The sequence below is a fragment of the Hyphobacterium sp. genome, assembly GCF_965217055.1.
Taxonomy (GTDB): Bacteria; Pseudomonadota; Alphaproteobacteria; order Caulobacterales; family Maricaulaceae; genus Hyphobacterium.
This window is the reverse complement of the sequence record NZ_OZ244227.1, coordinates 1,613,764-1,625,546: the sequence shown is the minus strand read 5'-3', so window position 1 is coordinate 1,625,546 and position 11,783 is coordinate 1,613,764. Positions and strand designations below refer to the sequence as shown.

General features: G+C 63.3%; 13 protein-coding genes. 7 read left to right on the top strand and 6 right to left on the bottom strand.

Features of this window, described 5'->3' with window-relative positions:
* The first annotated feature begins 45 nt into the window (after positions 1-45).
* Complete coding sequence (locus ACOOFN_RS08215) at positions 46-699, top strand: hypothetical protein (protein WP_420430626.1); 654 nt, start codon at positions 46-48, stop codon at positions 697-699.
* On the opposite strand, the gene ACOOFN_RS08210 is transcribed toward ACOOFN_RS08215, so the two are convergent.
* Positions 696-2,459, bottom strand: a complete 1,764-nt coding sequence (locus ACOOFN_RS08210; RefSeq protein WP_420430624.1) for a DUF885 domain-containing protein — start codon at positions 2,457-2,459, stop codon at positions 696-698. The genes ACOOFN_RS08215 and ACOOFN_RS08210 overlap by 4 nt on opposite strands.
* Before the next feature lie 59 nt (positions 2,460-2,518).
* Positions 2,519-3,400, bottom strand: coding sequence for an SDR family NAD(P)-dependent oxidoreductase (locus tag ACOOFN_RS08205; RefSeq protein ID WP_420430622.1), 882 nt, complete (start codon positions 3,398-3,400; stop codon positions 2,519-2,521).
* 161 nt (positions 3,401-3,561) lie between these two features.
* Between ACOOFN_RS08205 and ACOOFN_RS08200 the strand changes: the two genes are divergently transcribed.
* Positions 3,562-4,953: an amidohydrolase family protein gene (locus tag ACOOFN_RS08200; RefSeq protein ID WP_420430620.1), complete on the top strand. Its 1,392-nt coding sequence runs from the start codon at positions 3,562-3,564 to the stop codon at positions 4,951-4,953.
* A gap of 3 nt (positions 4,954-4,956) precedes the next feature.
* Here the strand turns inward: ACOOFN_RS08200 and ACOOFN_RS08195 are convergent, their stop codons facing one another.
* The 4 genes from ACOOFN_RS08195 to ACOOFN_RS08180 form a co-directional block, all read right to left on the bottom strand.
* A complete protein-coding gene (locus ACOOFN_RS08195) occupies positions 4,957-5,364 on the bottom strand; it encodes a helix-turn-helix domain-containing protein (RefSeq protein ID WP_420430618.1) in 408 nt (135 codons plus the stop codon).
* Positions 5,365-5,468: 104 nt separating this feature from the next.
* Positions 5,469-5,912 (bottom strand): hypothetical protein, encoded by a 444-nt coding sequence (locus tag ACOOFN_RS08190; RefSeq protein WP_420430616.1) that lies wholly within the window; start codon positions 5,910-5,912, stop codon positions 5,469-5,471.
* Positions 5,905-7,971 carry a hypothetical protein gene (locus ACOOFN_RS08185; RefSeq protein WP_420430614.1) on the bottom strand — a complete coding sequence of 689 codons (2,067 nt, stop codon included), beginning with the start codon at positions 7,969-7,971 and terminating at the stop codon, positions 5,905-5,907. Before ACOOFN_RS08185 ends, ACOOFN_RS08190 begins: the two co-directional genes overlap by 8 nt.
* Positions 7,972-8,050: 79 nt before the next feature.
* Entirely contained in the window at positions 8,051-8,458 is a 408-nt protein-coding gene (locus tag ACOOFN_RS08180; protein ID WP_420430612.1) for a hypothetical protein, read from the bottom strand.
* Here ACOOFN_RS08180 and ACOOFN_RS08175 point away from each other — a divergent pair.
* The 5 genes from ACOOFN_RS08175 to ACOOFN_RS08155 all read left to right on the top strand — a co-directional run bounded on the left by ACOOFN_RS08175 (position 8,448) and on the right by ACOOFN_RS08155 (position 11,703).
* Entirely contained in the window at positions 8,448-8,660 is a 213-nt protein-coding gene (locus ACOOFN_RS08175; protein ID WP_420430610.1) for a hypothetical protein, read from the top strand. The two genes, ACOOFN_RS08180 and ACOOFN_RS08175, sit on opposite strands and share 11 nt — an antisense overlap.
* Before the next feature lie 14 nt (positions 8,661-8,674).
* A complete protein-coding gene (gene sdhC, locus ACOOFN_RS08170) occupies positions 8,675-9,079 on the top strand; it encodes a succinate dehydrogenase, cytochrome b556 subunit (protein ID WP_420430608.1) in 405 nt (134 codons plus the stop codon).
* Positions 9,076-9,456 (top strand): succinate dehydrogenase, hydrophobic membrane anchor protein, encoded by a 381-nt coding sequence (gene sdhD / locus ACOOFN_RS08165; RefSeq protein ID WP_420430606.1) that lies wholly within the window; start codon positions 9,076-9,078, stop codon positions 9,454-9,456. Before sdhC ends, sdhD begins: the two co-directional genes overlap by 4 nt.
* 18 nt (positions 9,457-9,474) lie before the next feature.
* Positions 9,475-11,262, top strand: a complete 1,788-nt coding sequence (gene sdhA / locus ACOOFN_RS08160) for a succinate dehydrogenase flavoprotein subunit (RefSeq protein ID WP_420430604.1) — start codon at positions 9,475-9,477, stop codon at positions 11,260-11,262.
* Positions 11,263-11,340: 78 nt separating this feature from the next.
* A complete protein-coding gene (locus ACOOFN_RS08155; protein WP_420430602.1) occupies positions 11,341-11,703 on the top strand; it encodes a DUF983 domain-containing protein in 363 nt (120 codons plus the stop codon).
* Positions 11,704-11,783: the final 80 nt, after the last annotated feature.

The following is an 11,783-nucleotide window of genomic DNA, read 5'->3' as shown; positions in this document are numbered from 1 at the left end:
GGCCGTGCCTATGGTGGCACCAATGGGCGAGTGGGAGCTCAATACATGAAGCGTTGTTTCCTGGCCGGTGCGGCCATTCTGGCGTTTGCCGCCTCCGGACATGCGCAGCTGCGCGATAGCGAGCGGTATGAATCCTGTCTGCAGCGGATCGAGGTCGATCCCGAAACGGCCTACGAAGATGGCCTGGCCTGGCGTTTCGACGGCGGCGGATGGCCTGCGCGGCATTGCGTTGCCCGCGCCCTGATTGCGCTCGGCGAGGAAGAGGAAGGCGCTTTCCGCCTTCAGGCTTTGGCAGAAGCGCCTGACGGTGGTCCGACCGCGATGAAAGTCGTGTTTCTTGCTGAAGCCGGGGAAGCCTGGATGGTGGCCGGATATCCGGGCGAAGCCCGCCGCGCCTATTCGCGCGGCGTCGAGCTATCGCCGCAATCCGCTCCGCTCTGGCTTGGCCGCGCGCGCGCCGCCGCAGAACTGGGCGAATGGGCAGCGGTCGAGGCCGATGCCGCACAGGCTATCGCGCATGAACCGCAGAATTACGAGGGCTGGCGGACACGGGCCGAGGCCCGGCTCGAGCTCGGCGATCTTGCGGCCGCCGAGCGCGACATGGAGCGCGCCCTCGACCTGGCGCGGACCGATGACGAAACCGTCGCCGTGCTCTTGATCCGCGGCCACATCAACGAGGCCCGCCGGACGGGCGGCTAGTCGACCGCAGCGCTGTCTTCTTCGGTTTCCGCTTCCATCAGCGTCTCTTCGATCCAGGCCTCGGTGCGCGCTTCGAGATAGCCGAGCGGCACTGCGCCTTCCGACAATATCTCATCGTGGAAATCGCGGATGTCGAAGCGCTCGCCAAGGCGTTCCTCGGCACGTGATCGCAGGTCGCGAATCAGCAATTCGCCGGTCTTGTACGCCAGCGCCTGGCCGGGCCAGGAAATATATCGCGACACCTCGGTGCGGATATTGTGCGGCGCCAGCGCCGAGTTCTCGAGGAAGCAGGCTTCGGCCTGGTCACGCGTCCAACCCATGTAATGGATGCCGGTATCGACCACGAGCCGGCACGCCCGCCACATCTCGTAGGTCAGCCGGCCGAAACGGTCATAGGGCGTTTCATACATGCCCATCTCTTCGGCCAGGAATTCGGTATAAAGCCCCCAGCCCTCGCCGAATGCGGTAATGTAGGTGTTGCGGCGGAAGTCGGGCACGTCCTCCAGCTCCTGCGCCAGCGCAATCTGGTGGTGATGCCCCGGGACGGCCTCGTGCACGGTCAGTGCCGGCAGATTGTAGAGCGGCCGCTGTGGCAGATTATAGGTGTTGACCATGTAGCCGCCGGCCACGCCGTTCTCCAGCGAACCCGGCCAGTAGCGGCCCGTCGTATAGGTCGGTGCAATCGATTCCGGCACCGGCCTCACGCCATAGGACAGGCGCGGCAACCGGCCGAAGAAACGCGGCATGGCATCATCAGCGCGCTTTGCCAGATAGGCGGCATACATCAGCAATTCTTCTTCCGTCTCGGCGTAGAATTGCGGGTCTGTGCGCATGAAGTGCAGGAAGTCGGCGAAGCTGCCCTCGAACTCGACCTCTTCGATGATCGATTCCATCTCGCCGCGGATACGCGCAACTTCGGCCAGCCCGCGCTGGTGGACCTCTTCCGGCGACGTATCGAGCGTTGTGTGGAAGCGCACCAGGGCCTGGTACTGTTCGCGACCGTTCGGCACTGACGAAATGCCGAGATCTTCACGCGCCGCCGGCACGTATTCCTCGTCCATGAAAGTCAGCAGATCGGCATAGGCCGGCAGCACATGGGTCTCGACAGCCGCAACGGCTTCGGCCCGGAGCCGGGCGCGTTCGGCCTCGGACACCGTCGACGGCAAAGCGTCGATCGGCGCCACCATTCCGGTGTCCTCGACGCTCATCGCGGCAATCGCCGCGATCTGGTCGCGCACGCCGCCAATAATGTTGGAGGGCTGGGTGTAACCGGCTTCGATGCCCTGACGCATCCAGTAGATATTCTCGTCGAGATAGCGGGGCAGGTCTTCGAGTTGCGATATCCAGTTCTCGGCGGCTTCGACATCGCGTGGCCGTGTCGACGAGGCCGTGTAGAGCGGCACTGAAAAGAAGCCGCTATCATTGGAAAACGGGGCGCGCTGCATGTCGTACTGCGCGAGTTCGACGCGGAAGCGGAGCACATAGTCCATCGTCGCATAATTGACCGCCTGGCTGTCCGGCAGCGCGTCAGCATCGATGGCTTCCAGCCGCGCGAGGAAATCCGCCTCGGCCTCACGCGCCGCGCTCAGCGCCTCCGGAGACAGATCCGTCCAGCGGCCCGCAGCGTCCGGATTCTCCTCCGGATCGTCGCGATTCTCATGGGCTTCGAAATCGGCGATCAGCGCCTCGAAATCCTCGGCATCGTCGGCCAGCGCCGGTGCTGTCAGGATCAGTCCGCAAACCAGAAGTGCGCGCAGCATGAAACTCTCCCCGTATCGGTTTCGGGCGAGCCTAGAGCCAAATTTTCACTTGTCAGCCCTTAGTCGCGCTGCAGGTCTTCCGGCCGCAGCGCGAGCCGCTTGGCGATCTGCTGATCCACCATTTTTTCGGGCAGCAGCCGCGGCAGCGTCCAGTTTGTGAAGCGCTCCGGGACCTCGGCATAGCGGTATTTCGGGTTGTCCGCCGTCAGGCAGTGATGCACACGGCGGCCGATTTGTTCCGGCGGCAGCCCCTTGGGACCGCGATCCATCATCCAGTTCAGCACCCGCTGCATAGATTTTTCATAGTCTGAGCCGCGATAGTTCTCGATCTCGGAATTGTCATCCGCCTTTTCCCAGATCGGTGTCGCCACGGCGCCCGGCCCGATGACATGAACGCCGATCCCGTAGAGATTCAGCTCCTTGCGCAGCGATTTCGACAGGCCTTCCACCGCATGCTTGGACGCGGCATAGGGGCCGACAAAGGGCATGCCCATCACCCCGGCAACGGACGAGATCATCACCACGCGGCCAGGCTCGCCGCTCAGGCCTCGGTCCGCACCCAGAAGCGGGCCGAACGCCTGCACGGTCCGCAGTACACCGAGCACATTGATGTCAAGCTGCCGTTCGACCTCGGCAATGTCGATGTGCAATAGCGGGCCGGAGACGGCCACGCCGGCATTGCACACGAGGCCGCGCAGTGTCTTCCCGCCCAGCGCCGCGCGCACCTGCTCGCCAGCCGCCTGCATGGACGCGGTGTCGGTCACTTCCATGGTCAGCGGCGTGATGTCTTCGCCAAAATCCTGGCGCAGCCGGTCGGCGTCGGCCCCTTTCCGCACGCCGGCAAATACATGCCAGCCTTTCTCGATCAACACTTTGGTGGACGCAAGACCGATCCCGGTCGACGCGCCAGTCACAACAGCGGCGGGTTTGGAAATGGACATCGGCTGGCTCCTTGCAGGTTTCTGTCTTCTCTTACGCGCAACATGAACGCGCGGATTGATTCTGGCGAATCCGGCCTTCGGATCAGTCGCGCAAGTTGGCCTTTGACGCCACCTTGCCGCTCGCCCTATCGTCCGCGCAACGCTTTTAGAGGGATTGCGCCATGATCATTCGTTTGCTTGTGCTTGCCACCAGCCTTGCATTTGCCGCGACCGCCGATTCGCAGGATCGCCAGGCCCTGGTGGGCGGTACACTCATTGACGGCAATGGCGGGCCGCCCGTGCGCAATTCCGTCATCCTGGTCGAGGGCGAGCGCATCACCGCCGTCGGCAATCAGGATTCGCTGGCGGTGCCGGACGGCTATGAGATCGTGTCCACCGAGGGCATGACCGTCCTGCCGGGCCTGTGGGAAATGCACGCCCACCTCATGCTCACCGGCCACGCCGATTATGCCCACTGGCACCCGGCCTATCGCGACCGGTTCGAGGACGAGATCATGCCGGCATCGGCCGTGCAGCTCCTGCTGGCAGGGGTCACCACGGCACGCGATCTCGGCGCACCTCTGGCCGAGAGCCTGTCCATCCGCGACCGCATCAATTCCGGCGAACTGCCCGGCCCGCGCCTCTTCGTTTCCGGACCCTTCCTGCAGAATGAGCCCTATCCGGGCACGGAAGCCTATCGCTGGGGCGTTGCCTCTGTGCGGGACGCACGCGCCCGGGTTCGCGAACTGGCAGAGGCCGGCGTCGATGTCATCAAGCTGGTCGACCAGGACGAGATGGAGCTGGAAGAAGTGCGCGCGCTGGTGGACGAAGCCCATTCCCATGGCTTGCGTGTCGTCGGCCACTCCCACCGGGCCGATGAAATCCTCGTCGGCCTCGAAGTCGGCGTCGACAATTTCGAACACACCGGCCTCACCACCGCACCGGAATATCCGCCTGAAGTCATCGAGGCCCTGCGCCGCCGCACCTCGCAGGGCCGCGTGCGTGGCGGCCCGCTCTACTGGACGCCGACGATCGAGGGTTTGTGGAATTACGAGCGCACGCGTGACAATCCCGAGCGCCTCGACAACACCTGCTGGCATCGCGGCTTGCAGGACGACACGATCGCCGACATCGCCGCATCGCTCGAACATGTCGACCAGCTCGAATACATGCAGCTCACCCCGCTGCGCCGCCCGACCTTGCGCCGCAAGTTCGAGCAATTGCGCGAAGCCGGTGTGGTCATGCTGATCGGCACGGACAGCGGCATTCCGACAAAATTTCACTGCCAGTCGACCTGGAACGAGATCGACGTCTGGACCCGCGAGCTGAACGTGCCGGTGATGGACGTCATCCGCTCGGCCACCTACTGGCCGTCTGTATTGATGGGCGTGCAGGATCAGTGGGGACGCATTCAGGAGGGGCAGTATGCCGATATCATTGCCGTCGACGGCGATCTCCTGACCTATCCGTCCCTCCTGCAGGACGTCGATTTCGTGATGAAGGGCGGCCTTGTCTACGTCGAGGACGGAAATGTCATCGAGGAAAGACTGCCGGAACAGCTGCGAATGGAATAATCGCTAGTCTTCTTCGCTCGATAGAGACCGGACGAGCTCAATGACGCGGCGGCGGACCTTGGGCGTCTCGATCTGCGAGAAGGCCTGGGCCAGCGCAACGCCGTCATGGCTCTGGATCAGGTCCTGGATGACAGATCGATCATCCTTTCCGTCCGACTGACGCGAGGGTTCGGCGTCCAGCCCTTCAAAGAAATAGGACACCGGCACATCGAGAACGCGTGAAAGCGAGAACAGCCGGCTTGCACCGACCCGATTCGCGCCCCGCTCGTATTTCTGGACCTGCTGGAACGTCACGCCGAGCTCGTTGCCGAGTGCTTCCTGGCTCATCTTCAGCAATTGCCGCCGCAAGCGGATGCGTGAGCCCACATGCATATCCACGCTTGTGGCGCTTCGAGGAGAATGGTCGATCATGGCAGTGCTCCTGCAATTGGCGTCGCCGCACAGCTTTAACTGGCCACAGCGTACACTAAAACGCGCAGAAAGCACCAATGCCCGCTCGCCGGGATCGCCAGATGCTAGTCAGGCCCCTTGCCGTCCTCATTGGTTGAGCCCGGATCGCAGATCGCGTACTCGCCTGTCTGGCGGTGCTTCAGGACCAGCTGGTAGCGGTGCATGTACAGGCAATCGCAGCTGTTTCTCAGGATCACACTGCGACGATCCGTATCACCGAATTCGACCGTTGCATCGCCGTCATCCGGATAAAGCGCGAGGCCTTTCCAGGATTTTCCGGCGAGTTCGAATTCCGCAAACGCCCAGTCTTTTCCGGTTACCGCGAAGATATAGTCCGTCGGCAGCCCCGACCGGATATCGCCATGCTGCGTGCCGGCATAGGCTTTCCAGCCCTCCACCAGCTTCCCGCCCTGCTCGTAGGCATAAGGATAGACATTGACGGCCACATGTTTCAGGTCGCGCCCGGAAAACCCGAGGCTTCTGAAGAACGCTCCTGCTTGATTATCCATCTTCGGCCTCATCTCCTGTTGCGCTGACGGTTTCGATCGCGACCGGTGGCGCGGCCCAGAAGGCCTCGAAATCCGGTCGGTGGTACTCGCTCGCGGCGATCACGCTGTACAGGGCTTCTGCTTCTTCGCGGCGCCCCAGCCACCACAACAGACGCGAGCGGTAGTCCTCGGCCCGCAGATCACGCGGTTCCGGCATTGCCTCGACATGCGCTAGCCCGGCCCGCCACGCCCGCTCGGCATCGCCGCGCCGCCCGAGCGCATCGAACGCCTGCCCCTGGACCAGCAATGACGCCGCCGCAAAGTGCCGGAGCCGGGATCCCGTCGAACTGATATCGCGTTCGAAATTGACCAGCGCCGAAGCGGCCGCTGACAATGCCGCATCATGGGCACCGGCCGCCATCGCGACGTCCGCTGCCAGCAAGTCGAAATAGGCGGCATCGACATAGCGGTGATCGTCAATTTCGGCGCTCGTCGACGAAGCGAAATCGCGCCGCGCCTGGGTATTGATCAATTGCGCCGTCCGCAGATCTCCGCGCCACAGGGCCAGGCGTGCGCGCTGGCGTTCCAGCGTCAGATGGTGACGCAGGATCGAACGGTTGTCTGGCCAGGCGGCGACGAGTTCGCGGGCAAGATCACCGGCGCGCTCGATTTCGGTCTCCGCGGCATCGAGGTCGCCGAGATCCATGTGAAGAATGGCCAGCGCAGTGCGTGCACCCACCAGCCGGTCACGCAGTGAGCGGCTATCGGAATTTCCGGCCAGGCTCTGTTCCAGAACCGCGACCTCGCGGGCGCGCCGTTCGGTGGCTTCCGACAACCTGCCCAGCGCGCGCAATGGTGACGCGGCCCAGCCATGTGCATTGGCAAGATCGTCATCAGCGACGACACCGAGCTCGATCAGGCCATCCTCGAACAATTCCGCGGCGCGGTCGAAACGCACGAGCGCCGCGTCCCAATTGTCGAATTCGAGGTCGATGATGCCGGAATTGATCTGTGCATATGCCCATTCGCCGCGATAGACCGGATTGTCCGGGTCGATCTCGATCAATTGCGCGGCCAGACGTTCATACGCGGCATACTGCTCAGCGGCGATATCGTAGCGGCCGGAGACGAATCCGAGATCACCGATCCAGAAAACCGACTGCGCGTGATCGAACACGCGCTGTGGGTCCTCCGGCCGGGCAGCCAGCAATTGCCCGGTCATGCGCGCGGCCGCGTTGAACGCGACGAGGGCACCCTCAACGTCATTGCTGCGCCGCCGTGCATCGCCCACGACATGCAGCATTCGCGCAAAGCTAGAGATATCCGCATCGGAGGCTTGGGATGCGCCGGCATCGGCAAGTGAAATGACGGCATCGCCGACCCGGTTGAACACTTCCCGGCGCGCATCCGGCGAAAGCGTGTCCTCGAGTTCAGCCAGCAGGCGCGTGGTTTCAACACGCGCCTGGTGCGCCGCGAGATCCGCCTCCTGAAGGCGTTGTCCGCGGTCCAGCGCAGCAATACCGAACAGGCCCGAAATCACGACGAGGCTCGCCGCGACACCCCAGCCGGTTCCAGGACGGGCAGCAATCCGCCGCGCCGCTGCGAGCCCGAAGCGGGGCCGTTGAGGGTCAGCGAATTCCGGGGCCAGCCTGCCGGCGATCGCGCTGGCCGTTTCGGTGCGCAGGTCGCCGGCGATCCGGACCGGTGACGTGACGCTCTCCAGGAGAGAGTCGTCCGACGCGCGTTTGTACTGCAAGAGCGGACTGATGAAGGCATTGGCGTGTGCGTCTTGTCCTGCCGCAGAGGATACTACAGGGAAGACGTGCGCACGGTCGCTGGTCTCGAGAAAGGCATGCAGGAACTGGCTGACCGCAAGCGAAGCAATAGCAGCCTCCGAAGCAATCAGGACGATATGGGTGGCGCCACGAGTGTCCGGTGACGCCTCGCTGTCGAGAGCGGCGGCAGGGCGGACATCAACGTCGCGCCCGATGGGGGCCGTCGCCGAAAGGGCCGCCACCATGCGGTAGGCATCCTTTGCATCATCAGGGGCATGCAAAACAAGGACAGACGTGGCCGTCATGCGCCGGGCCTCCGCGGATTCTATTGGAGCGTGTATATACCACACCTTCTACGCATGGGGCATAACCGGCCTCGTCCGCTTATGGCCGCGAATGCCGGTCTTTCTGCCGGCGCGTCAGATCGAGCACGTTTCCGTATCGCGCGAGGTCCGGAACAAGTGCGGTCATGTCGGACGCCAGCTTTTCGCGTTCGCGGCGATTGAGGCTGTAGGCATGATAGAGGATTTCCATCCAGGCAATTTCCAGTTCCGGAAAATCGCCGCGGCAGGATATCTGGAAGGTCGACATCGGAACCGACAGGATGGACGCGATTTCCTCGAGTTCACTGAACCGCGGCTCGTCACCGGCATAAATCGCCTTGAGCCGCGCTTCGCCGAACGCCTGCAACAGGTCGGCCTCGGCATCCGGGCCGCGATGATGGACGACCAGCCTTATGGTTTTGGCGATACGGCGCCCCGGCGGTTCGCGAAAGCGGTCTATGTCCGGCATTCTGGCGCCCCCTCGGCCGCGCACTTCGCAATCAGACTACGAAAATCGCCCGAAAGGTAAACAGAAGGCTGGAAAACATCTATCGCCCGATCCGGTCTGGCAATTGCCGGCCATTGGCCACGCCGCAGGTATTGCACCGCAGCCGCGCATTGATTTGAGACCGGCGCAGCTTATTGTCGTGGCCCTAACGGGATTTGTCTGATCAGGGAAAATCAAATGGCCAGCGGAACCACCGATACGCGGCCGCTATCGCCACACCTGCAGGTGTGGCGCTGGCACGCGACCATGCTGTCGTCCATCCTCCACAGGACTTCGGGCATCATCAATTATATCGGCGCGGTCGCGCTGACAGTGTGGCTTGTATTGCTGGCGACCGACAGCGAGGGCGCCGTAGCGATCCTGACGACGGGCGCATTGTCCTGGCTGACGACGATCGGCCTGATCGTCCTGACCTGGTCGGTCACCTACCATTTGTTCAACGGATTACGCCACCTCGCCTGGGACGCCGGCAGGGGGTTCGATCCGCAAGGTTCGAATCTGCGCTCGACCCTCATTATCGGCGGGTCCTTCGTCCCGCCGGCCATCATCTGGTTCTTCGCCTTGACCGGAGGTGCATCATGAGTTTCCTGACCCCCGCCAAGCGCATCAACAAGCTCGGCTCGGCCAAGTCCGGCGTACATCATTTTGTCGGCCAGCGGGTCAGCGCCATCGCTCTGGCGATCTCGATGCCGGTCTTCGTGATTGCGCTTGCCTTCTCCGGAGCGCCGGATCCGGCCGCCTCGCGCGCCTTTTTCGGGTCGGCGTGGGGCGCCATCCTCACCCTGATCACTATGACAGCGACACTCTATCACATGCGCCTGGGGTTGCAGGTCGTGGTCGAGGACTACATCCACTCATCCGGCACCCGGATTTTCCTCCTGGTCGCCAACACGCTGATGACTTACGGCCTTTGGCTGGCCGGCGCCTATGCGCTGATCCGCCTTGCCGTGACGGGATAACGGGAAGACGAACAAGACATGTCCGAACACACCTGGATCGATCACACCTATGACGTCGTTGTCGTGGGCGCCGGAGGTTCCGGCCTGCGCGCCGCACTCGGCGCCGCGCAATCCGGCCTGAAGACCGCCTGCATCTCGAAAGTCTTCCCGACCCGCTCGCACACCGTGGCAGCCCAGGGAGGAATTTCCGCATCGCTTGGCAATATGGGCGAGGATGACTGGCGCTGGCACATGTACGACACCGTCAAGGGGTCGGACTGGCTCGGTGACCAGGACGCCATCGAATATCTCTGCCGCAATGCGCCTGAAGCCGTTTACGAGCTCGAGCACTGGGGCGTGCCTTTCTCGCGAACCGAGGACGGCAAGATCTACCAGCGTGCCTTCGGCGGCATGACCCGCAATTACGGCGAGGGCTCGGTGCAGCGGACCTGCGCTGCTGCCGACCGCACCGGTCACGCCATCCTGCACACGCTCTACGGCCAGTGCGTCAAGGAAGAGACCGAGTTTTTCATCGAGTATTTCGCGCTCGACCTGATTATGGACGATGACGGCGTCTGCCGCGGCATCACGGCCTGGAAGCTGGATGACGGCACCTTGCACCGATTCCGCGCCAAGAGCGTGATCCTGGCCACCGGCGGCTATGGCCGTGCCTATTTCTCATGCACCTCGGCCCATACCTGTACCGGTGACGGGAATGCCATGGTGCTGCGCGCCGGCTTGCCGCTCCAGGACATGGAATTCGTGCAATTCCACCCGACCGGCATCTATGGCGCCGGCGTGCTGATTACCGAAGGCGTACGCGGAGAGGGCGGCTATCTCACCAATTCCGAGGGCGAGCGCTTCATGGAACGCTACGCCCCGTCCGCCAAGGATCTGGCCAGCCGCGATGTCGTCTCGCGCTCGATGACGATCGAGATCCGCGAAGGCCGGGGTGTCGGCCCCAACAAGGACCACATCTACCTGCACCTCGACCATCTCGATCCGGACATCATCCACAAGCGCCTGCCCGGCATTTCCGAGAGCGCGCGCGTCTTCGCCGGTGTCGATGTCACCAAGGACCCGATCCCGGTCCTGCCGACCGTGCACTACAATATGGGCGGCATCCCGACCAATTATCACGGCGAGGTTCTGACCCAGAATGCGGATGGCGAAGAAATCGTCGTGCCGGGCCTGATGGCCGTCGGCGAAGCGGCCTGCGTTTCGGTGCACGGCGCAAACCGCCTGGGCTCCAACTCGCTGATCGACCTGGTCGTGTTCGGCCGCGCAGCCGGCCTCCGCGTCGGCGATGTGGTCGATGCGGCGTCCGGCCAACCGGACCTGCCAGCCAATGCAGGTGACAATTCGCTGGCGCGACTCGACAAATTCCGTAACGCCAAGGGTCAGACCGGCACCGCACAGCTGCGCGACCAGATGCAGCGCGCCATGCAGGAAAACTGCGCCGTTTTCCGTACCGGCGAGGTGATGAGCGAAGGCGTGGAGCGCATCAAGCAGGTCTATGCCGGCCTGCCCGACATCCGCGTCGAGGACCGGTCCATGGTCTGGAACACGGACCTCATGGAGACCCTGGAGCTCGACAATCTTGTGGCCCAGGCCGCCGTCACGGTTGGCGGCGCGGTCGCCCGCGAGGAAAGCCGCGGCGCCCATGCGCGCGAGGATTTCCCCGATCGCGACGACAAGAACTGGATGAAACACACGCTCGCCTGGTGCGACGAACAGGGCAATGTCCGCCTCTCCTATCGCGGCGTACACAATTTCACGATGTCGAACGATATCGCCTATATCGAGCCGAAAGCGCGGGTTTACTAGGCCGACTGCCGCCCGGGCGCCGCCCTGCAGTGAGAACCGCCGTGTATTCGCCCGCCGCAAAGGAGCGTTGAAACCGCGATGCCGGATGGTCGCCGACTGACCCTGATGACGGCCTGCCGGCGTGGCCTTTCAATGCGATGTCCGTCTTGCGGCCAGGCACCGCTCTACCGGGCCTATCTCAAACCGGTCGATCGATGCCCGAATTGCGGCGCTGATTTTACGGCGATCCGCGCCGATGACGGCCCGGCCTGGCTGACCGTGCTGTCGCTGGGGCCGTTGATGGCACCGCTCGCCTTTTGGATCGCCCTGTCGGGTTGGCCGGCGCTGGTCACCTATCCGGCATTGGCAGCATTGATCATCGGCGCGGTGCTGCTGTGGCTGCCGCGCATGAAGGGCGTTTTTATCGCGGCTCTCTATGTCAACCGGATGTCCGGGCGATAGCGTCGTACCTGGACGTCGGTGAAGCGACGATTTCGATCCAACCCGCCCCGTCACCACGTATCCTTGTTGAAAGGATATGC

Bases quoted from the DNA above. Each gene is read 5' to 3' on its own strand.
- ACOOFN_RS08215 (WP_420430626.1), top strand. From the start codon at position 46: ATGAAGCGTTGTTTCCTGGCCGGTGCGGCCATTCTGGCGTTTGCCGCC.
- ACOOFN_RS08210 (WP_420430624.1), bottom strand. From the start codon at position 2,459: ATGCTGCGCGCACTTCTGGTTTGCGGACTGATCCTGACAGCACCGGCG.
- ACOOFN_RS08205 (WP_420430622.1), bottom strand. From the start codon at position 3,400: ATGTCCATTTCCAAACCCGCCGCTGTTGTGACTGGCGCGTCGACCGGG.
- ACOOFN_RS08200 (WP_420430620.1), top strand. From the start codon at position 3,562: ATGATCATTCGTTTGCTTGTGCTTGCCACCAGCCTTGCATTTGCCGCG.
- ACOOFN_RS08195 (WP_420430618.1), bottom strand. From the start codon at position 5,364: ATGATCGACCATTCTCCTCGAAGCGCCACAAGCGTGGATATGCATGTG.
- ACOOFN_RS08190 (WP_420430616.1), bottom strand. From the start codon at position 5,912: ATGGATAATCAAGCAGGAGCGTTCTTCAGAAGCCTCGGGTTTTCCGGG.
- ACOOFN_RS08185 (WP_420430614.1), bottom strand. From the start codon at position 7,971: ATGACGGCCACGTCTGTCCTTGTTTTGCATGCCCCTGATGATGCAAAG.
- ACOOFN_RS08175 (WP_420430610.1), top strand. From the start codon at position 8,448: ATGTCCGGCATTCTGGCGCCCCCTCGGCCGCGCACTTCGCAATCAGAC.
- ACOOFN_RS08180 (WP_420430612.1), bottom strand. From the start codon at position 8,458: ATGCCGGACATAGACCGCTTTCGCGAACCGCCGGGGCGCCGTATCGCC.
- sdhC (WP_420430608.1), top strand. From the start codon at position 8,675: ATGGCCAGCGGAACCACCGATACGCGGCCGCTATCGCCACACCTGCAG.
- sdhD (WP_420430606.1), top strand. From the start codon at position 9,076: ATGAGTTTCCTGACCCCCGCCAAGCGCATCAACAAGCTCGGCTCGGCC.
- sdhA (WP_420430604.1), top strand. From the start codon at position 9,475: ATGTCCGAACACACCTGGATCGATCACACCTATGACGTCGTTGTCGTG.
- ACOOFN_RS08155 (WP_420430602.1), top strand. From the start codon at position 11,341: ATGCCGGATGGTCGCCGACTGACCCTGATGACGGCCTGCCGGCGTGGC.